Origin of the sequence: Photobacterium carnosum (genome assembly GCF_002849605.1) — a bacterium.
GTDB classification, from domain to species: Bacteria; Pseudomonadota; Gammaproteobacteria; order Enterobacterales; family Vibrionaceae; genus Photobacterium; species Photobacterium carnosum.
This window is the reverse complement of sequence record NZ_NPIB01000013.1, coordinates 39640-59272: the sequence shown is the minus strand read 5'-3', so window position 1 is coordinate 59272 and position 19633 is coordinate 39640. Positions and strand designations below refer to the sequence as shown.

Here is a 19633-nt window from a genome sequence, read left to right as displayed (position 1 = left end):
ACACGACTGATAATAAGTAATTGCACAATGACCACTACCTCATAACTACAAGCTAATAATTGTTAGTGTTATTATTGTCGCTGGCTATTGTTTTTATTTCATCGAGTTAGATCAATAAAGCGATGAAATAATTGCTATTTAGCTAAAATAACGATCATATTCCAACAAGAAAATTGTCGTTTATCTCTCAGGTAACATTGAGAAAGTGAGTAATATCACGCAAATAAGATATCACTCAATAAACACTTTTTTATTTTTCTCTTTTTTGTATCGAGCTATCATGATGATGTTCAAGATCAACCGCCAACGTTTCCTCCAAAACATCCTCAGTACCCATATACGTTCGTGAAGAACAAAATGGAGCGACAGGTACCAATGGGGTTAATATGTCATTATTATCCAATCGTTGTTGTTCATGAGTAAGCCCCATTTTCTTAACTTGATAAATAACTAACCCAAAACCAATAATACCAAACACAACCGAACCGACAGCTTGACCAATTAATACTCCACTTGCACCTGCAATATGCCCACCAATTAACACAAAAGGAATGGTGCCAAAGGTTGCTTTACCCATATTTAAAACTGTTGACCATGTCGGTCGATTAAGATTATTAAAGGCTGCATTTGCCACAAATAATGCACCATTAAAAATAAAAGTAATTGCAATCAAACTACAAAACACACCGACAATTTCAGCCGCATCACCAGTGAGACTAAACATCGCTATCAACAAATCTTGACCAAACCAAAGTAATAACGAGACTCCAACACAATAAATTGCCGTAAATAACATAGCATCACGTAATATTTGATTAATTCTATCCCAGCGTTCACCACCAAAATTTTGACCAATAATCGGTCCAACGGCACCCGATAATGAAAAAACCAATGCAAAACAAACAGGCATAATACGTCCAATAACCGCATAACCTGCAACAAAACTCTCACCAAAATGGGCGATATTACTGGTAACAACAGCATTACCAATTGGGGTTGCGGTATTAGTTAATATTGCAGGTAATGCAATTTTAACCACTGTCGGTAATGCCAATTTAAAGCTAGTAAGATTCGGTTTGGCAACTAATTGATGCTTATAGACCACCGCATACAAGGAAAAACACATTACCGCTAATCGCGCAAACACCGATGCAATGGCCGCACCTTGCATACCCATTGATAATCCAAAAATAAACAACGGATCTAATACTGCATTAACGCCACCACCAATTAATGTCGCCACCATTGAACTTCTTGCATCACCAATTCCACGTAATGCCGCACCCGCTGACATAGAAACAGCTATCAATGGCGCACTGGGTAATAAGATCACCAAATATTGGGTGGCCGCTTTAGCAACCGCACCTTTAGCACCAATTAAATCCAGTAACAGTGGCAACTGCCATAACATCAAGCTAACAACAGTAATACTGATAATAACAGCAAAAATCATCACATTACTCGCCATCATGCGTGCTTGTTGACGATCATTTTTACCTAGCGCACGTGAGACTAATGCTCCTGCCGCAATAGATGTACCGATAGAAAGAGAGGTGGAAAAAAAGACTAACGTTCCGGCAAAACCAATCGCAGCAGCAAGTTCTATTTGTCCCAACATGCTAATAAAAAACATGTCGAGTAAATCAACTAAAAACAGGGCCATTAAACCAATAGCCCCCGTTCCTGACATCACTACAATGTGACGCATAATAGAACCCGTTAAAAATTTAGCTTGGCTATTCTCTGCTGTATTTTCTTTGTTCACAACGTCTCCAAATCGGCATTATGACACCCTAAAACAAGGCCATAATAATCAATAAAAAAGGCGCTCTGAGCACCTTTTTTATTACTAATCTACAAATATGTTTATATATTGATCACAATGGATGTTTAAAGCAAGCCCCTATCTGATTACTAATTGCGGTTAATACATCACGACGGGTAATTACTCCCACTAAACGACCATCATCAACAACAGGATAAATTTTAGGCTTTTGCCCCGTCATCGTTTCAGCTAATACAATAATTGTATCTTCACCAGAAACGGTCAATACATCAGTCTGCATACACTCACTAACGGTATGACTATCTTGACAGTGGTAACCCACTTTAAGCAGTTTATGGATCATGTCTTGTTCTGAGATAAAACCTACTACTTGCTTGTGTTCATTAATAACAGGTCCACCAATCTGTTTCGCCGTTAACAATTTATCTAATGCTGCGGATAACGACAGACTTTCAGTAAATGTAACTGGACGAACATTCATATAGTCTTTTACTTTTAATGATTCCATACCTTCCCCACCATGTTTTATTCTGTTGCGGATCAGATTTAATTACTTGATATCTTAATTAAGATAAATCTGCACCTATAATGTTAAGTTAAGTCTAAATATTTAAATTTACTAAATATCAATGTTCTATTTTAAACATCTTAATTAGAAAAAATCATAACATCATGATAATTAAGATATTAAAAAACAAAAAAAACGCTCACTAAAAAAGTAAGCGTTTTTGCCGAACCTACTCAAAGAAACTTATTGCAGGAATAATGCCATCATTGCTAATGGTAGTTTGGCTCCAGAAGAAAATTCCACTTGATCAGCAATGATTTTCACCTGAAGTTGATAGTTATCATCTTGTTTAGTCACAATTTTTTGATTCACTAATACCGGTAATTTCGCCGCTAATAATGGTTCTTTAGCCACTAACGCTTCAGGAATAACAATATTGATATTACCGCTTAATTGATCTGTAACCGCAGTAAGATTAGTTGAAGCATGCTCTAATCCAGGCTTAATATTCAGCAGTACTTGAGCATTAACCGTTCCCTGTGGGGTCTTAACACTTAGCTGTGATAAATCAACGGTTGCACCATGAGCTATCAATAAATCTAACGCTACCATTGCTTGTTTAATTTGAGCAGGATTTTGTGCTGCTTGTAACGATTGCTCCATTGTCGCTAGCTGACTAATCGCTTTATAATTTAGGTCTTTTAGCGCCAATTTAAAGGCAATATCTTTATACTGTTGACCATCAAGCGTGGTTAATTTTGCAACGTTAATCGTATTGGTATTAGTCACTTGCTGAGTTGCTTCTGTTGGCGTTTTCTCACCCTTTGGCTGACTTAATGCATTATTCATAGCAACATTCACACCATCAATAGCAATAAATTGGTGCTGATCAGCGGCTGTGAATTTAGCATGTTCTAAACTAAAGGTTTGATGTCCAATCCAGAAATTACCTTGCATTTGGCCTTTACCTTCACCATTAATGCCTTTTACGATCATGCTTTCTTTATCAAGGGTAGAAACGGTTAATTCAGGTAAATTATAACTAAATTGACTCTTACTATTTTCAGGATCAAATTCACCTTTAACCACCAATTTTTTGCTGATCGCAGTTACACCGTCGTCATGCGTGTAATCCATTGGATTCACCGTCATCACAAAATGGGTTGTTCCCGTAAAACCAGAATCAGTAACCATTTGCATTGGCGCAACATTTTTGCCCCAAATTTGATTAACTAGTGGTTCGCTTTTTTTATCAATCACAAATTCACTGGTTGATTTTACGCCTAAAAAGCCATTATCAATATGGTGACTAACTAACCATACAGTCGGCAATCCTTGTTCTGCAAACGCCGTTTTTAATTGATTTTTAAGTTCAATACGAGACACCGCATTTGACGATAAATAGCCTCGCTCAAAACTTTTATTGGTAATAGACATATAAGGACTATGATAATTTTCAACCGCCCCCATATAGATACTCTGTCCGATTTGACCTGTTGCTAATGGGCCACATGCAATGATCGCAACCGCGCCTGCACTGGCAAGAATTTTTTTTAACATATTGAATCCCAAAAAATAAAGTAAGTTGCAACAAATAATCTAAATCATAACATGAACCAATTCGTCACAGCAGCATAACCATAACCGTTATTTTAGTACGGTTATTTTGTCATACAAATGATTTACTATTTACAATAAAGTTGTTATGTTGATCACATAATAACCGTGTAAGTTAGTCAGATATTAAGGTTTTATACTTAATAATGACTGAATAACAGACTGTGTTTTTGGAGTGATATTATGAAAATAGCTGTGTTTAGCACCAAAGGGTATGACCAGAAATCATTTTCTCATACTAATAAACAATTCCATCAACAGCTCACTTATTTTGAATTTCAACTCAATCATCACACTGCAAAAATGGCTGAAGGTTTTGATGCTATTTGTGCTTTTGTTAATGACGACCTCAGCGAGCCTATTCTCAAAATATTGGCAGAGCAAGGGGTGAAAATTATCGCTATGCGTTGCGCAGGCTTTGATCGCGTTGATCTTGAAGCTGCCAAGGCACTCAATTTACAGGTCGTTACTGTTCCTGCTTACTCTCCAGAATCTATTGCCGAGCATACCCTCGGACTAATGTTAAGCCTTAACCGTCGAATTCACCGCGCTTATCAACGGACTCGCGATGCCAATTTCTCGTTAGAAGGCTTAACGGGTTACAATTTTCATGGTCGTACCGTTGGGGTTATTGGTACTGGTCGTATTGGTATTGCAACAATACGTATATTAAAAGGCTTAGGCATGAATATTCTTGCTTATGACCCATATCCAAACCCAATCGCACTTGAATTAGGTGTTACCTACTGCACCCTTGATGAAATTTACGCACAAGCAAATGTAATCACCCTTCATTGCCCAATGAGCAAAGAAAATTATCACATGCTTAACCGTAAAGCATTTGCAAAAATGCGTCGCGGAATGATGATCATCAATACTAGCCGTGGTGGCTTACTTGACTCAAGTGATGCAGTTGAAGCACTTAAAAGTGGTATTATTAGTGCATTAGGCGTTGATGTTTACGAAAATGAAAAAGATTTATTCTTCCAAGATAAATCTAACGACATTATTCAAGATGATGTTTTCCGTCGTTTATCGTCATGCCACAATGTACTGTTTACAGGGCACCAAGCTTTTTTAACTGAAGAAGCACTTGGCAGTATTGCTCAAACTACATTAGAAAGTATCACTAGCTTTGAAAAAGGTGAACTTTCAGGTAATGAACTCATTAAATAAACCGAATGGTTACGATAATAGTTAATGAATAATAAGAAAGGCGCATAATGCGCCTTTTTTTGATCATCATTGCATTGCTATTACGTATTAATCTCACTGATAAGCCAATCTTTAAAGGCTTTAATTTTCGGTGACATTTGCATATCTTGACGACAAACAACGTAGTAACTATGTGCTGAACTCATCGTCATATCAAAAGGAGAAACTAACCGAGCCGTAGCCAACTGTTCTGCTACAAAAGATTGTCTTGCCATTGCGACCCCCATTCCCGTTGTTGCCGCCTTAATAGCTAAATCAGCACGATCAAAAGTACAACTATTATCGGGTAATGAGACATTGAAATGTTGAGCCCAAAATTGCCACTCATCATTACTACCAGCCCTCGCCCATGGCGCAGCATCATGTAACAATAAACAATGCATCAAATTATTAGGCTGATCATACAGTTTGTTTTTTAATGCATAATCATGACTACATACGGGAAACATGGTTTCTTCAAGCAATTTATCAACGGCTAAATTGGGATAAACGCCATTTCCAAAATAAATCGCACAATCATAACTTTCAATTTGAAAATCAACTAAATCATTCCGAGTACGTAAATGAATTCGCAAATTGGGGTATTTATCAATAAAAGATGTTAAACGAGGCACTAACCATGTTTGGGCAAAAGTCGGTGGTGCTGAAACGGTAAGATCACCACTTAAATCCGTACTTTTTAAATCACGGATCTCATGAATAATATTACCAAAATTAGACGCTAAGACTTGCTTTAAACGCTGCCCTTCATCAGTCAATACTAACTTTCGATGTTGCCGAATAAATAATTGAACATCTAAAATATCTTCAAGATTCTTAATCTTATGACTCACGGCACTTTGTGTTAAACATAAAATCTCAGCAGCGCGAGTGAAACTCATTTGATCTGCGGCAATCAAAAAACAATGTAATCCAGAAAGAACAGAACCTGATAATTTAGATAATTGCATACGTTAGCCATAACAACATAATTTTTTCAAGCATAGCAAAAAAACAACTTATTCTCAGCTACATCGGCTTAATAAACTTATACAATCAATTAGCTATATGAATTAATGTATTTGTTGACGATATTCATCTAATAATTGTTGCTTACAATCTTCACTCAATAACTGCCAATGTCCACCTTGAATCGCACCAGCAAATATCCACAACAATTTATAATCTAATTCCTGACCATTATGCTCACATACACGCTTAAATACATTTACGGCACCAGCATTAAAAAAAGTATCTACATCTAATACACCGGCTTTTTTTACCATACGTTCAAGCGTTAAACGCATATTAGGTAAATCACGCAAACGGCGGTTTGATTCCGCAGCTTTAACGTTTTTATCACGACAAGAAAAGGCAATTGATTCTGTCACCAATAAGTCACATTGCAATTGATCAGTTAAAAATAATTTATTGATCTCATAATAATTAACCGTCGCCGTTTTACTTTTCTTTACATGTCTAAACCTTTCACAACCAGAGCGAATTAATTTATCATCCAGTTCATTCCCTCCGCGAATATACATTGAGTTAGGTGTTACGATGGCAAACATAGCACTATTAATAAAAATACCCGTACCACCAAACATTGATCTTTTTTCTTGTTGACCAAATTTAGATAAATAATTCAAATAATCATCTTTTATTAACGTCATCGCTCATGCTCCAGATATTATCCATAACAACTAAAAACACATCAAATATTTAACATTCTCAGTGTCAATCATTTGACAAGCTATTTTATGCTCATCGCTACAACATATGATACAACGAGCATTCGAATATGAGATTACTCGCATATTTTTAGTCGAAAATTTATGAAACAAATTAACAATTAGCCCTTTTTTATACTTACCCTCGATTAAATATATAGTGCTAACCTTAATAAGGTTTCTTGTAAGCAAATCTAAAACAACAAGGATAAACTATGAATACCATCGCATTATTACCTCATAATGAGCATTTATTGCCAGAAGGACGGCTGAAACTTGTTATTTCAAGAATCTGTGATATGCGAATGGTAACAGAAGCAATAACGAACAATCAGCCCTTTGCATTAGGGATGATTGCAAACAAGAGTTCACCAGAAACCGTTACCAGTATTCCAGCAATCGCAACAACGGCTGCTATTATCGATTTTAATGCTCTTAATAGCGGATTATTAGAGATCGTCGTTGAAGGTATCAATAAAATTTCAATCTCTACACTGACAATGGCCCATGATAAGTTACTGACTGCTACCTATCAACGTAGCCATAATTGGCCTACTATTAAAATAAATACCAATAACAAATTACTTGCCGACAAACTCAAATTGTTGTTTATATCAATACCAGAAATTAGTCAATACTATCCACAACCTAACTACCAAAATGCCACTTGGGTTTGTCAACGCTGGCTAGAAATATTACCTATCGATATAAAACATAAACAGTCTTTAATCCATCATCAAACTGCCGATATTACAATTAGCTTCCTATTACAACTGCTACAAAATCACAACTTAATTAATAATTAAAAATAATAGCCTGATTCAATGCGCTAACCGTTAACTATGTCAAAAAAATGAGAGGTCGTACTTTGTAGATCGCGCAACAATGAGTACACTGATCACACCTCTTACCACTGTAATAATTCGATGTCACATTTATCTTTTTTTTGGTTAGAAGCTAATAACCACCACCATATTCGGGCTATTCAGTCGAATCTTTGTTATTCCATAAAAAAAGCAGCACGTCATAACAGATTAACCTTACCATCCATTCCAGATACGCTATTAACATTGAATATATTATGCAAAAACTCTGAAACAACCGTGCATGATGTTGCGAACTTATTAATCGATGATCCGGTATTAACGGCCAATATTATTCGAACCGCTAACGCTGCAATATTTAATCGCCGTAATATTGTCTGTCATGACATCCTTACCGCAGTATCGCGCTTAGGTATTATTCGAATTAGAGAGATCATTACAGCTCAAATAATTTATTCATTAAAAAATACCACGATTGAAAATATTGAATGTAACCAACTTCTTAAAAAGAGCGCATTTCATTCACGTCAATTTGCAGCAACCATGGCACTTATTTGTCAAAAAATGCATATCTATAGTAATAAGCCATTTAAGCTTGAACCAGAGAAAGCCTTATTAACTGGTCTGTTAGCGGATATTGGTTTATTTGGCTTAATTAATGAATATTCACAATTTATTAAACAAGGAAATTATCTTGATTTTAATATTGCCAAATATATTTTCCAGGATAACTGTGCATTAACCAGTAAAATTGTCCTTAGCCAATGGGGTTTTGATGCGGATTATATTGCTGTCGCGACCAACACCATAACGACTCACCATGATAGTGATATGAGTTATTTAACTATCGCTCGCATGGCACATCACCTTCTATTATTTAAAGCCAATGATGCTGCCATAAATGAACATGAGGTTGAATTAGATCTCACTGGCGCTGAAATAATGTATGAATTAACCAATCTGTCAGATCTTGAATTTGAAGAACAATTAAAGCAGATCACTCATAGCTGTGGTCTTTAATTGCATTAGTTATTTTGTTTATCTCTGTGTTCGTCTAATCCCCCCGTTAGACAATACGTTTAGACACATATATACACACTTTTTCTGATACTTTACCCAACTTCCTTCCTCTTGATATATATACTCTTTCTGCGTCCTTATGTTATATTCATCACAAATTTAATGCTTAATCTTTAATCACTTATTATGGTGTTGTTAAAACAGTATTACATTAAGATATTTAGAATGTCATTTTAAACGCAGTTTTATACATCTAAGGATAAATATGTTATCGGGGATCCTGCTTATTTTTTTACCATTGGTGCTGGGATATTTAATTCCTATAAAAAAAACCAATATTATTGAATTTATCAATACTCAAACAAGCCGTTTAGTTTTGGTCATTCTAGCCTTAATGGGATTAAGTTTAGCTGGACTCGATAACCTTAGTCAGAATTTAGGCCAAATTCTGTTATATACCTTTACCTTTTTTATCTCTATTTCGGTATGTAACCTACTCGCGCTACCCTGGCTCGATCGTTTATGGCCGACACCAACATCACATGTTCACCGTAAGCTGCCCTTAGCAAAAATGATGCAGGAATCGTTAAAATTAGTCATCGTCGTTGCGCTAGGATTAATTATCGGACTGCTGTTAAACGTTGATCTATCGTGGGTAGAGCAAGCGAGTGAACACATATTATTATTACTATTATTTTTTGTGGGCATTCAGCTTCGCAATAGCGGCATGACACTGCGACAAATCATCCTCAATAAAAAAGGCGTTATCATTGCGGTGGTCATTCTCGTGACCTCATTATTAGGTGGTGTAATTGCAGCATTATTACTTGATATTCCGATTAACAATGGCTTAGCAATGGCATCTGGTTTTGGTTGGTATTCATTAGCAGGAATATTGATTGGCGATGGTTTAGGCAGTATTTATGGTGGCGCGGCTTTTTTAAATGAGTTACTACGTGAAATGCTGGCATTAATGATGATTCCATTACTCATTAATCGCTATCCCAACACCGCAATTGGTTATGCAGGCGCGACCGCGATGGACTTTACCCTACCCGTCATTCAAAACAGTGGTGGTATTCGCTGTGTGCCAATTGCAATTGTTAGTGGTTTTATTTTGAGTATGTTAGTGCCTATTTTAATCCTCTTTTTCTTATCGCTATAAAAAATAAAAACCTCAGCCAATTAAGCTGAGGTTTTATCAAGGTATTCGTAATAAGTTATATTAGCTTTATCTAATGTAACTTATTTTTTACCAAATAAACTGGCTGCTATATTAAACAAACCAGACACACCACCAACCGCATTTAATAGCTCACCCGCAATTTCACCCGCTGGGCTTGCGTTATCAACCATACTAGGAAGCGCTTCACTTAAGCCTGTTTTGGCCTCTTGTTCTGGAATATTCAATTCATTCGCAAAATCAGATAACTGCGAGCCTGAAAAAATATTGGTAATATCATCTACCGAGATAGCATGATTTTCACCATTGCCAAGCCAGCTTTGCAATACATTCGCAAGGCCCGCACCATCGATAGATGACAATAGTTGTTCAAAATTGATACCTTGACCATTCTCATCACCCCCAAGTAAACGAGACAGTGCTGAGACAATAGATCCTTGGCTTAATCCATTGGTATTTGCTTGTGACTGGCTAAATAACTGTGCGCCAATTTCTAGTATTTTTGCAATATCCATACATATCCTCGTTTACTTTATTAATGTGGAGTGATTAATGTTTACGCTTAATTATGCTTGAGTAATACGTAGTTTTTGTCCAGCAAAAATCAAATCTGGGTCTTGAATAACTTCTTTGTTTTCTTCGAAAATTTGCTCGTACTTAGCGCCATTGCCTAGTGTTTTCTCGGCAATCTTCCACAAGCTATCACCCTCTTCAACAACGTAGTAAGTCACATTGCTTGTCTCTTCTGGCGCTGAAATGTTATCAACAACACTTGCGATGCCTTTAGTGTTACCCGCCATTAGAATTGCTTTTTCGCGAGCCGCAGCTGAATCGGCAGAGCCCGACAAGGTAGCAACGCCATCTTCAACGCTTACTTGTAAATCGCTGATACCCGGATTGTTTTCTTCAATATGCTGCGTAATTTTTACAGGTGCTTCATCTTCATTGGAAAATAATTTATGACCAATATCACGAGCAAAATCTAATAAACCCATTGTTTTCTTCCTTTATTAACTGCTTTATTTTTAATGCAGATTATTTGTATAGACCGCAAAAGAGTAATGACCCTACTGATTAAAAGATAGCGTTCAGCAGTGAAAGCTATCTTTCCAATAATGAAAACAAGGTTAAATTCAACAAATAAAAACAAACTTTCGACTTATAATCACCCTAATGTTATAAATTACGATCAAAAACCATTCAAAATAAAGCAACCACAATAAATACATAAATATAAAACACTGTTTAAATAAAGCACCAATAATCGCACAAAAAAACAACAATCTTGAGTCTAGCAGCAACAATGACATTAAAAAAACGCAAAAAAAAGCCACAGCGTAATGCTGTGGCTTTCGTATTTATGGTGATAACTTAACGCAATATAGCTGTCGTGTGATTAGTACGATCATGCCAAGGTAGATGTGAGAAAGCTAAATATTGAGCCCCACAATAAAGTGGATATAATCCCAACGTTGCGACACAAAGGTAAATTTTATTAAACTCACGCTTTAAGTAACGTTGCTTCGTCAATGGCTGATCATCTGTTGCTACAATCTGCACACTTAATAAGTAACGCGATAGTGACGTACCTAATAAACGATAACAGATCCATTGATAGCCCATAAAGACACCAATAAATAACAACATTACCCCCAGAAATAATAACAATAATGCAGGTAATGCCATGGCGTCGTTTAACGAAAACGTCGCGCCAGTACCATTAGAGATATAAGCAATAATACCAAGGTAGAGGTCGCGACCAACCATCGCGAACATCTGCACTATTGCCATATCAATCATAAAAGTACCAATACGTCGGTATTTTAATTTAAAGCTCATTAGCGTTCTTACTTACCCAGTTTCGCGTTAATCTGTGCTTTAAAGCCAGCAGCTTGTGCACCATAGATAGCTTGAATACCTGTATTACCAATCTTCACTAAACCCTTCGCACCTAAATGCTCAGTCCAATATTGATTATCTTTTACTAAATCACCGTCTTTAACAGTAATACGTAAACGGGTAATACACGCATCAACATCAACGATATTATCTTTACCGCCAAGTGCACTAATCATCTCATCAGCGTGAGCGTCATTCGCGCCACCCGCAGCTTTTGATGCGTGGTAATCTTTCTTACGCACAACGGCAACAGCACTACCCTTACGACCGGGTGTTTTAACGTCGAACTTCAGAATAAACCAACGGAACAAGAAGAAGTACACCGGGCCATAAATCAGACCAAGTAGCGGAATGTAGTACCAATGGTTTTCAGTACCCGTTAGACCTGGCAGCATACCAAACAAGGCGAAGTCAATGAAACCACCACTGAATGTCATACCGACTTTAACCTGTAGCAAGTCCATAATCATAAATGACAGACCAGCAAGAGGCACGTGGATGAAGTAGTAAAGTGGCGCAGATAAGAATAGGAACGTAAACTCGATTGGCTCAGTAATACCGGTTAGAAACGCAGTTAGCGCAACAGAGAATAATAGACCACCTACCGCTGTTTTATTTTCTTTATCTGCAACAGTATACATAGCATAAGCTGCTGCTGGTAAACCAAACATCATGAATGGGAACTTACCCGTCATAAAGTTAGTTGCAGAGAACTGCGTGTAATCGCCATTCGCTAATGAACCAAAGAAAATGTTTTGTGTACCTTTGTAAACATGACCTGCGATTTCAGCGGTGCCACCAATTTCTGTCTGCCATAATGGAAGATAGAATACATGGTGTAGACCAACAGGGATCAGCGCACGTTCAATAATACCAAAGATAAATGATGCAATATAACCGTGACCAGACGCCGTCATTTCACCTAGCATTGCACCGATAGAACCGAATGCAGCACCGATGTATGGCCAAATAAATACTAATGCGATACCGTAAAATAATGCAGAGAATGCACTAATAATCGGAACGAAACGTGCACCACCAAAGAAACCTAAGAATTCAGGTAACTTAATATTATGGTATTTGTTGTGAAGCACAACAGTAATACCACCAGCAATAAGACCACCAAATACACCCATACTCAGTGTATTTTGAATACCAAGCACATCAGCTAATACGCCAGCATAATGGTTGCCCATTAATATCACTGTGTTGTTGGTGGTATCAACCATACCCGCAACAGTCAATGTTTTTGCAATCGCAACGTTCATTACAAGATATGCAATGGTAGCCGCCAGTGCCGCAGCACCCTTTTCTGCACGGGCAAAACCGATAGCAATAGCCAGTGCGAACATTAATGGTAAGTTTGCGAAGACGATACCGCCAGCTGCGGTCATAACCTGTAGGAAACTATTTAAAAGTGTTCCGTCTTGCAAAATACCAATTTGGTACGCTTCAATCATACTTTGGTTCGTAAAACTACCACCAAGCCCTAGCATAATACCAGCGGCTGGCAGCAAGGCTATCGGTAGCATTACAGCTTGAGATAACTTACTGAAAAAGGCTTTCATTACCTTGTCTCCTTGAGATGACTCTACACTTGTCAATGAAATAAATATGAGACGTTACTTTGTCTCTTTTTCTAAATCATATTCAAAAACAAATAAGCAAGTGATGAACACTTTCGCAGTTAGAGCCCAGCTCAAATTACCAAGGGTAATCGCGTTAGTGAACATTGTTAGCTCCTGAGTATATTAAATTGGAATAATACTAAGCATTAGCGACATACCCCCGTAGTCATTTGCTAATACTTATTCCGTATTATTTCAAGCATTAGTATAAAATGCGTCGAGTAATATAACTTGATGGCTATCAAAATTACTAATAAGCAATAAAGTATAATTCCAAACTATAATGTAGATCACAATGAAACAAACGTATCAAATCACGATATCAAAACTATAACACCATGATTTAAAATAATAAAAATACACAAAAAAAGCATTTTTCAATAAGTCACTTAATCACTAATAAGTAACCTTTGTAACCTATGTAACATGAATAATAAGCGATATTCGTTAAACTTTACTTTCCAACGTTAATTTTAAGCCCCAACATAATAATTAAAACAACCAATTTATAAATCATATCAATGTAATATTCAATTTCCATACACCCACTTTTCGATAATTTATAAATAAAAAAATCCCGCGACTTTCATCGCGGGATTTTCATAGAGAGGCGAGCTAATATACCTCTCTGTTCATTCTATAATACAAAGAGTCACTAATCGTAATTAACGCTATTCTTTGTGCTCTGCTTTTTCTTCTGCTGTACGATAATCGAAGATGAAGATCAGTACCATTGGCACAACAAAAGCAACTGCGATTGATACTGCGTAAACCCACATTGGGTGGAACACAGGAATAGTTAATAGTGACGTAAATGCAAACGCTTGAGTTTTAACACTACCGTACATAGAACCAAGAATCGCAAGTGTTACACCACCTGCTAGACAACCAGGAAGTAAACGTGAGTAAACTTTCTTAAAGCGTAAGTGGATACCGTATAGTGATGGCTCTGAAATACCACCAAATAAACCAGCGGCTAACGCACCAGAAGCGGTTTGACGCATAGTGGCATCTTTTTCACGAAGTGAAATCAACAATACACCCGCGGTTGCGCCGAAACATGCAAAGTTCCACACACCCATAGGGCCTTGAATAAAGTCATAACCTAATGTTTGAATATTCATTAACATTAGTGCGTTTAGAGGCCAGTGTAGACCCAATGGAACAAGGAATGGGTACAATAACGGGATTAGAATCGCGAACACAAACGGTGCATGCGTATTTAACCAAGCTAGACCAAGACCTAAGTAAGTACCAATCCATACACCTAGTGGACCAATCAAGAACGCTGTTAGCGGGATCATGATGATCAAAGAAAGGAATGGTACAAATACCATGTGTAGGTTGTCAGGAATGATTTTCTTTAAGAAGCGATATACAAGCGCTAATACAGCAACCATGATCAACGGAACGAATACGTTACCAGAGTAATCATTAAGCTGCATTGGTAAACCAAACACATGAGCAATGTGAGAGACAGTACCTAATGTTGTATCTTTAATAGATGTTGTTGACGCTAATGATGTTAGCTTTTGGAAATCAGGCGTCATTAATGCGCCCATGATTGCCGCACCTAACCAAGGGTCAACCTTCAGTTTTTTAGCTGCGTTATAAGCAACCATAATTGGCAAGAAGTAGAAAACTGAATGCCACATTGAATCGACAAAGATCCAACCAGCAGATTTAACACCTCTAAAATCAACAATGTGTAGGGCATCAAGAACGGCTGCCAGAGCAATAATTAACGAAGCACCTAGTAAAATACCTAAAATGGGACGGAACGAATCTGAAAGGTATTCAAAGAAACCATCAACCCAAGCAACTTTGCCACGAACACCACCTGAACGCAGTGATGCTTTTACATCATCATTTGATGTACTAGCAGCGGCTTTCGTTTCATTAACGCTTGTGCTATTACCACTATTCGCTTGGTTTTCAATTAACTGTTGCAGTGCGCTATGCATCGTCGCAACACCACCACCAACAACAATTTGGTAGCGCTCGCCACTTTGAGGAACACAACCCATTACATCAGGAATAGCATCTAATGCAGCTTTATCTACAATTGAGTTATCGTTTAATTCAAAACGTAAACGCGTTGCACAGCACGTCAGAAACTTAATGTTAGCAGCACCACCAACCCCTTCAAGGATCTTCTCTGCTGAGGATTTATTGCCATTCGACATAGTTTTTACCCTTATATCCAAACTGATATCAATGAATGTGATATTCCTTCACTGACATATACATAATAAATAATTGATTTAATTAAAATAATTAAGAGTTAGATGCAGCATTTATCTACTTTAATAAATTTAGTTTTAGCTCTTTATAATAATAAATTGATTAAAGCATTCGTCACTAGCATAACTCAGGGGTGATATTGCTCGTTTTTGACTGATATTTCCAGAATATACTTACATAACATGCAAAATATAGAACATTGATCACACTGATCGCACTACGAGCCGTAAATTACTGATAATAAAACCAAAAAAACGTAATTATAATAAAACTTTTATTACAGAATTGATACTTAAGTAACACAATGTAACGCAAACAACACAAAATAAAGGTTCTGTCGTATAGTTGGGAACTTAATTAGTTATACCCATTCAAAATATGTGTTTTTAATATCATGTAGAGGCACTCATTGAAGGCTAGATGATAAACAAACAAGCGCTAATAAATCTGATGGGGTTAGATTCATTGTATATAATTACGATCAAGATAAAGTAATAACAGCACCAACATTATTTGAAAAAGAACACGGCTTTAATTTCTTAATATTATGTCATACCTATCACCTCTTGGTTCCATTTAAATTAGTTTCTTTGATTAGTTTGTTATAGATAGTTTCTTAAATGCTGCAATGCGGGTTGAGAGATGAAGTGAACTGATTTCGTTGGGGTATACCTAAAATGAGAGCTGCAATAACAGATCAAAGATCTGTAACTGATTTTTACTCCATTACAATTCATAGTAAAGATTCATCCATATCTTGTTCATCTATTTTTGCCTTATTAAACCTAATATTACAGTGTAAGAACTTAAATATTCGCGCTCTTTTCTTGTATTGCCCCTTTTTTATTATAGCGTATGGCGTTCTAAATAATATCACGAGTTAATTTATAGTGTTAAGAGAGAGGTAGTATGATTGAGCTTACATTTGATCAGGAATTGGGCCGTATGGGGCCACAAATCCAACAAGTAAAATCGCGGTTAGCTCAAGAGGCACAGAGTGTTCGCTTCCATGAAAACGTCAAATTCCTGCTTAAACATGGAGCGTCTAACTATCAACAAGCTCAACAAATGTTGGTAAAGTTGCAACAAAACAAAGAACTTGTTCTAAATCACAGAGCAACGAGCACAATTACGCTAGTCGATACTACTGATGTATTTGCTGTACATTTTGGTACTAACAATTTCGACATTTTTAGTATTTACCTAAGTAACTTATGTTCACTAGTCGCTTTAAAAGAACTGTTTGAATCAGGTGTGACATATCTGGATATAAAACAAAATAACTCGTTGATTAGAGATAAATCTAAGGCAATAAAAGACTATTATTTGCCAGATGCAGTAAAAAAATGGCGAAATAAAGTTGCTGCACACTATGCAGCTGCCGATCCTAAAAATAATGATAATATTGCTACAATTATGCAGTCCATCAATATTCTTCCTGAATACAACTCTCCATATTACTCTGTTGGTGAAACTCAGTTTCAGGTTGAAGGTCGCACATCACAATTGAAAGGTTGGGCAATTACTAAGGTATATGATGAATTGCGCTCTGATTTATTATCCGATTGCCCAGCGTTGCCTGTATTATTCTCCAACCATTACGAAAATGGTGTAGTGAAAATCGCCTAACAGGATCTAAGGTATTAACATACTTTTTCTAATCTCACTTCGGCTAGTTGGGACAGAACTCCTAGCTCGCTTCTGTCCATCTATGAGTTAGTAACTCAGCTAACTCATAATTGCCCCATTATTGGTTAGATCAAATACTCATTCATATCGTATTAACGTGATTTTGGATTAGTTTTATTTACAGAGTATTTGAACAGTTACAACGGAGCACGGTGATTTTATCTGTTTGGCTTCATATTTAATAAGACTGAGTAAATACATTTCTTATTTTCTACATTATTAAAAAGCATTTGAAATATAAAAAACACTACCAACATCATGATATTTTTGAATTAAATTCATTATGATTGTCATATTTTAGAAGTGTGCTTTTTCGTGAAAGCAGAATACTTATTAATAAGCTATATATGGCACAAGTGTAAATGAGGACTTTGATGTACGATTACGATCACTTTTTTGATTCTGCAAGAGAGCTTTTTGATTATCTTCTTGGTGAGAACATATTTGAACCAAGTTGCATTTTCGATGTTAGTGAAAGGTTTGTTAATGGTTATGTTTTTAGAGGTCAGGGAAATAAAGAATGGGAGCTAATACCCACAGCTCATCGGAATTTTAATATGCTAGAGCATTTTACTCCACAACCTCCAACAGATCGAACTGATGATATTAAAGATTATCTTCGATGTCATAATCATGCAGAAATAAGGTCGATATATCTATTTCTGGAAGCAGCAGACCGCATTGGAGTTTCTACGCCTTTAAACTACGCGCACTTCAAACAGTCGGTAACTCATATGGATGAATGTTTTACTCCGGAGCTTTTGCCGAGTATAGCTCTAGCTCAGCATCATGGAGTTTCAACTCGTTTACTCGATTGGACTGAATCTCCTTTCGTTGCGGCTTACTTCGCAGCTACTAGTGCGTTAAATGCAGATCCAGAAACATGTTTATCTATAATGTGTGTGAGCACTGTTTTAATAAACGACATCCCAAGTTTAAACATTGTTTCTGCACCAAAGGCCGGGAACACATTCTTAAGAGCACAGAAAGGATTATTTACCCTAGTCAATTCAGCGAATGCTTTTTACGAAAAACATAGTAAGTGGCCAAGTATCGAAGCAATAGTCGAGGATGAAAGACCTAACAGATCGTACACTAGACCCGGATTAATTCGCTTGTCATTGCCTAGTTCGGAAGCTCAACATTTACTGCAGCTATTATACAAAGTGGATATTTCCAAACTTACACTAATGCCATCTCTTGATAATGCTGCGGAAGCATTCAAGTACAAAAAAATGTTATGGGGTAAATAGCTGAAAATTAACAGATACGTATCAGGCGATTTATCTAAATGGTGAGTAATGCGACGAAGTGCATGACTATAACTATCAATAGTGGCAGGACGTTTACCTTGTAGAGTTAGGTGGGTAACATGTTGTTCATAAAGATAATCTGAACGTTGTTGTTCATCTTTAATACTTCATTAAAAGGAGTATTAAAGGTAGCTTAATCGCAGTCTGCTTTACTCTGCCGCGCAGCAGCTTCGTTCAACAAACTGTTCAAGAGTGATTCGCAACACATGGCACTTTTCATTCCATCGTTGGGTTTTGTGTTTACGGTGGTATGGTTAGGTTTCGTGGTAGCGTTGCTCACTACTTAACGCGGCGTTATACAGTTCTCGGGAATCATCACTATGTTGTGGCGTTTTTTACCAGAAATGAAATTTGAATATTTTGCTCATATAGGCGACTTACTTACTGGAATTGGTACGCTAGTCCTATCAGTATCTGCGTTCTGGGGGGCGTACAGTTGGAAAGAGAAGAATCGTTGGGAAAAAGTTTTCACTGAAGTCTCTCAAGCTAAACAGGCTATTATCAAGTATAGACAACATTTCTATACTTGGAACATGCGTACTGTAGTGCAATTAATAGCCGCATCTCAACTTGGGAGAGATTCTTTACCAAGTCAAAATGATGTGCAAGCGCACACTGACAAGTTAGCTAATAGTTTAGCTAAGTTACAGGATGCTTTGATCGTACTCGACTCTGTTACTTCTGAAAGTGGTCAGAGTATGGCAGACGAAGTTTTTGGGTTAATAACATTCTTTAAAGGCACGGAAAATAAAGTTTTACAAAATATTATTAATTTTGAACCTAACACGATTTCTGCTGAGTTAATGGCAATCGGTATAGAGGTAACTCAGATAAAGAGCAAGCTTGAAGATGTCAGTCTTTATATTGCAAAAGTAAGTCAAAATTTATAAGAAGCTCTGCGTAACCAACTGTATAACAGATAAGGATATGTGTCGCGCAGCCGACACCTATCCGAAGTGTTGGACAAGCCCGAGCTGCTTTATATAAGTAAATATTGT

General features: G+C 36.8%; 17 protein-coding genes. 7 read left to right on the top strand and 10 right to left on the bottom strand.

Translation table 11 applies throughout. The features are described 5' to 3' along the window. Positions 1 to 250: 250 nt before the first annotated feature. From CIK00_RS11710 to CIK00_RS11700, 3 genes are all read right to left on the bottom strand, one after another. Positions 251 to 1690: an MATE family efflux transporter gene (locus CIK00_RS11710; RefSeq protein ID WP_373322848.1), complete on the bottom strand. Its 1440-nt coding sequence runs from the start codon at positions 1688 to 1690 to the stop codon at positions 251 to 253. A 187-nt stretch (positions 1691 to 1877) separates the two neighbouring features. After that, a complete protein-coding gene (locus CIK00_RS11705) occupies positions 1878 to 2294 on the bottom strand; it encodes a CBS domain-containing protein (RefSeq protein ID WP_101769042.1) in 417 nt (138 codons plus the stop codon). A gap of 243 nt (positions 2295 to 2537) precedes the next feature. Beyond that, entirely contained in the window at positions 2538 to 3854 is a 1317-nt protein-coding gene (locus CIK00_RS11700) for a DUF945 family protein (RefSeq protein ID WP_101769041.1), read from the bottom strand. 240 nt (positions 3855 to 4094) lie between these two features. Here CIK00_RS11700 and CIK00_RS11695 point away from each other — a divergent pair, with 240 nt between their 5' ends. Beyond that, positions 4095 to 5087: a 2-hydroxyacid dehydrogenase gene (locus CIK00_RS11695; RefSeq protein WP_101769040.1), complete on the top strand. Its 993-nt coding sequence runs from the start codon at positions 4095 to 4097 to the stop codon at positions 5085 to 5087. An 80-nt stretch (positions 5088 to 5167) separates the two neighbouring features. Here CIK00_RS11695 and dsdC read toward each other — a convergent pair whose 3' ends face one another. Beyond that, complete coding sequence (gene dsdC, locus CIK00_RS11690; protein WP_101769039.1) at positions 5168 to 6076, bottom strand: DNA-binding transcriptional regulator DsdC; 909 nt, start codon at positions 6074 to 6076, stop codon at positions 5168 to 5170. Positions 6077 to 6178: 102 nt separating this feature from the next. Next, positions 6179 to 6778 carry a TfoX/Sxy family DNA transformation protein gene (locus tag CIK00_RS11685; RefSeq protein WP_101769038.1) on the bottom strand — a complete coding sequence of 200 codons (600 nt, stop codon included), beginning with the start codon at positions 6776 to 6778 and terminating at the stop codon, positions 6179 to 6181. A gap of 272 nt (positions 6779 to 7050) precedes the next feature. Here CIK00_RS11685 and CIK00_RS11680 point away from each other — a divergent pair, with 272 nt between their 5' ends. The 3 genes from CIK00_RS11680 (at position 7051) to CIK00_RS11670 (ending at position 9844) form a co-directional block, all read left to right on the top strand. Further along, on the top strand, positions 7051 to 7641 hold the full coding sequence (locus tag CIK00_RS11680; RefSeq protein ID WP_101769037.1) for an LON peptidase substrate-binding domain-containing protein: 591 nt from the start codon (positions 7051 to 7053) through the stop codon (positions 7639 to 7641). Between the two features lie 120 nt (positions 7642 to 7761). Next, positions 7762 to 8679, top strand: coding sequence for an HDOD domain-containing protein (locus tag CIK00_RS11675; protein ID WP_101769036.1), 918 nt, complete (start codon positions 7762 to 7764; stop codon positions 8677 to 8679). Between the two features lie 265 nt (positions 8680 to 8944). Beyond that, positions 8945 to 9844 (top strand): LysO family transporter, encoded by a 900-nt coding sequence (locus CIK00_RS11670; protein ID WP_101769035.1) that lies wholly within the window; start codon positions 8945 to 8947, stop codon positions 9842 to 9844. Positions 9845 to 9924: 80 nt separating this feature from the next. Here the strand turns inward: CIK00_RS11670 and CIK00_RS11665 are convergent, their stop codons facing one another. The 5 genes from CIK00_RS11665 to CIK00_RS11645 all read right to left on the bottom strand — a co-directional run bounded on the left by CIK00_RS11665 (position 9925) and on the right by CIK00_RS11645 (position 15575). Further along, positions 9925 to 10377, bottom strand: a complete 453-nt coding sequence (locus tag CIK00_RS11665; protein ID WP_101769034.1) for a YidB family protein — start codon at positions 10375 to 10377, stop codon at positions 9925 to 9927. 51 nt (positions 10378 to 10428) lie between these two features. After that, entirely contained in the window at positions 10429 to 10857 is a 429-nt protein-coding gene (lysM, locus tag CIK00_RS11660) for a peptidoglycan-binding protein LysM (protein WP_101769033.1), read from the bottom strand. A gap of 376 nt (positions 10858 to 11233) precedes the next feature. Next, positions 11234 to 11701 (bottom strand): RDD family protein, encoded by a 468-nt coding sequence (locus CIK00_RS11655; RefSeq protein ID WP_101769032.1) that lies wholly within the window; start codon positions 11699 to 11701, stop codon positions 11234 to 11236. Between the two features lie 8 nt (positions 11702 to 11709). Beyond that, on the bottom strand, positions 11710 to 13329 hold the full coding sequence (locus CIK00_RS11650) for a PTS transporter subunit EIIC (RefSeq protein ID WP_101769031.1): 1620 nt from the start codon (positions 13327 to 13329) through the stop codon (positions 11710 to 11712). A 731-nt stretch (positions 13330 to 14060) separates the two neighbouring features. Next, positions 14061 to 15575: a PTS transporter subunit EIIC gene (locus CIK00_RS11645; RefSeq protein ID WP_101769030.1), complete on the bottom strand. Its 1515-nt coding sequence runs from the start codon at positions 15573 to 15575 to the stop codon at positions 14061 to 14063. Positions 15576 to 16542: 967 nt separating this feature from the next. On the opposite strand from CIK00_RS11645, the gene CIK00_RS11640 reads away from it, so the two are divergent. From CIK00_RS11640 to CIK00_RS11630, 3 genes are all read left to right on the top strand, one after another. Further along, positions 16543 to 17262 (top strand): hypothetical protein, encoded by a 720-nt coding sequence (locus CIK00_RS11640; protein WP_101769029.1) that lies wholly within the window; start codon positions 16543 to 16545, stop codon positions 17260 to 17262. Between the two features lie 434 nt (positions 17263 to 17696). Then, complete coding sequence (locus CIK00_RS11635; RefSeq protein WP_101769028.1) at positions 17697 to 18575, top strand: FRG domain-containing protein; 879 nt, start codon at positions 17697 to 17699, stop codon at positions 18573 to 18575. A 380-nt stretch (positions 18576 to 18955) separates the two neighbouring features. Continuing rightward, on the top strand, positions 18956 to 19525 hold the full coding sequence (locus tag CIK00_RS11630; protein WP_101769027.1) for a hypothetical protein: 570 nt from the start codon (positions 18956 to 18958) through the stop codon (positions 19523 to 19525). Positions 19526 to 19633: the final 108 nt, after the last annotated feature.

Excerpts from the sequence above, each read along its gene's own strand:
- CIK00_RS11710 (WP_373322848.1), bottom strand. The coding sequence starts at position 1,690 with ATGTCAGGAACGGGGGCTATTGGTTTAATGGCCCTGTTTTTAGTTGAT.
- CIK00_RS11705 (WP_101769042.1), bottom strand. The coding sequence starts at position 2,294 with ATGGAATCATTAAAAGTAAAAGACTATATGAATGTTCGTCCAGTTACA.
- CIK00_RS11700 (WP_101769041.1), bottom strand. The coding sequence starts at position 3,854 with ATGTTAAAAAAAATTCTTGCCAGTGCAGGCGCGGTTGCGATCATTGCA.
- CIK00_RS11695 (WP_101769040.1), top strand. The coding sequence starts at position 4,095 with ATGAAAATAGCTGTGTTTAGCACCAAAGGGTATGACCAGAAATCATTT.
- dsdC (WP_101769039.1), bottom strand. The coding sequence starts at position 6,076 with ATGCAATTATCTAAATTATCAGGTTCTGTTCTTTCTGGATTACATTGT.
- CIK00_RS11685 (WP_101769038.1), bottom strand. The coding sequence starts at position 6,778 with ATGACGTTAATAAAAGATGATTATTTGAATTATTTATCTAAATTTGGT.
- CIK00_RS11680 (WP_101769037.1), top strand. The coding sequence starts at position 7,051 with ATGAATACCATCGCATTATTACCTCATAATGAGCATTTATTGCCAGAA.
- CIK00_RS11675 (WP_101769036.1), top strand. The coding sequence starts at position 7,762 with ATGTCACATTTATCTTTTTTTTGGTTAGAAGCTAATAACCACCACCAT.
- CIK00_RS11670 (WP_101769035.1), top strand. The coding sequence starts at position 8,945 with ATGTTATCGGGGATCCTGCTTATTTTTTTACCATTGGTGCTGGGATAT.
- CIK00_RS11665 (WP_101769034.1), bottom strand. The coding sequence starts at position 10,377 with ATGGATATTGCAAAAATACTAGAAATTGGCGCACAGTTATTTAGCCAG.
- lysM (WP_101769033.1), bottom strand. The coding sequence starts at position 10,857 with ATGGGTTTATTAGATTTTGCTCGTGATATTGGTCATAAATTATTTTCC.
- CIK00_RS11655 (WP_101769032.1), bottom strand. The coding sequence starts at position 11,701 with ATGAGCTTTAAATTAAAATACCGACGTATTGGTACTTTTATGATTGAT.
- CIK00_RS11650 (WP_101769031.1), bottom strand. The coding sequence starts at position 13,329 with ATGAAAGCCTTTTTCAGTAAGTTATCTCAAGCTGTAATGCTACCGATA.
- CIK00_RS11645 (WP_101769030.1), bottom strand. The coding sequence starts at position 15,575 with ATGTCGAATGGCAATAAATCCTCAGCAGAGAAGATCCTTGAAGGGGTT.
- CIK00_RS11640 (WP_101769029.1), top strand. The coding sequence starts at position 16,543 with ATGATTGAGCTTACATTTGATCAGGAATTGGGCCGTATGGGGCCACAA.
- CIK00_RS11635 (WP_101769028.1), top strand. The coding sequence starts at position 17,697 with ATGTACGATTACGATCACTTTTTTGATTCTGCAAGAGAGCTTTTTGAT.
- CIK00_RS11630 (WP_101769027.1), top strand. The coding sequence starts at position 18,956 with ATGTTGTGGCGTTTTTTACCAGAAATGAAATTTGAATATTTTGCTCAT.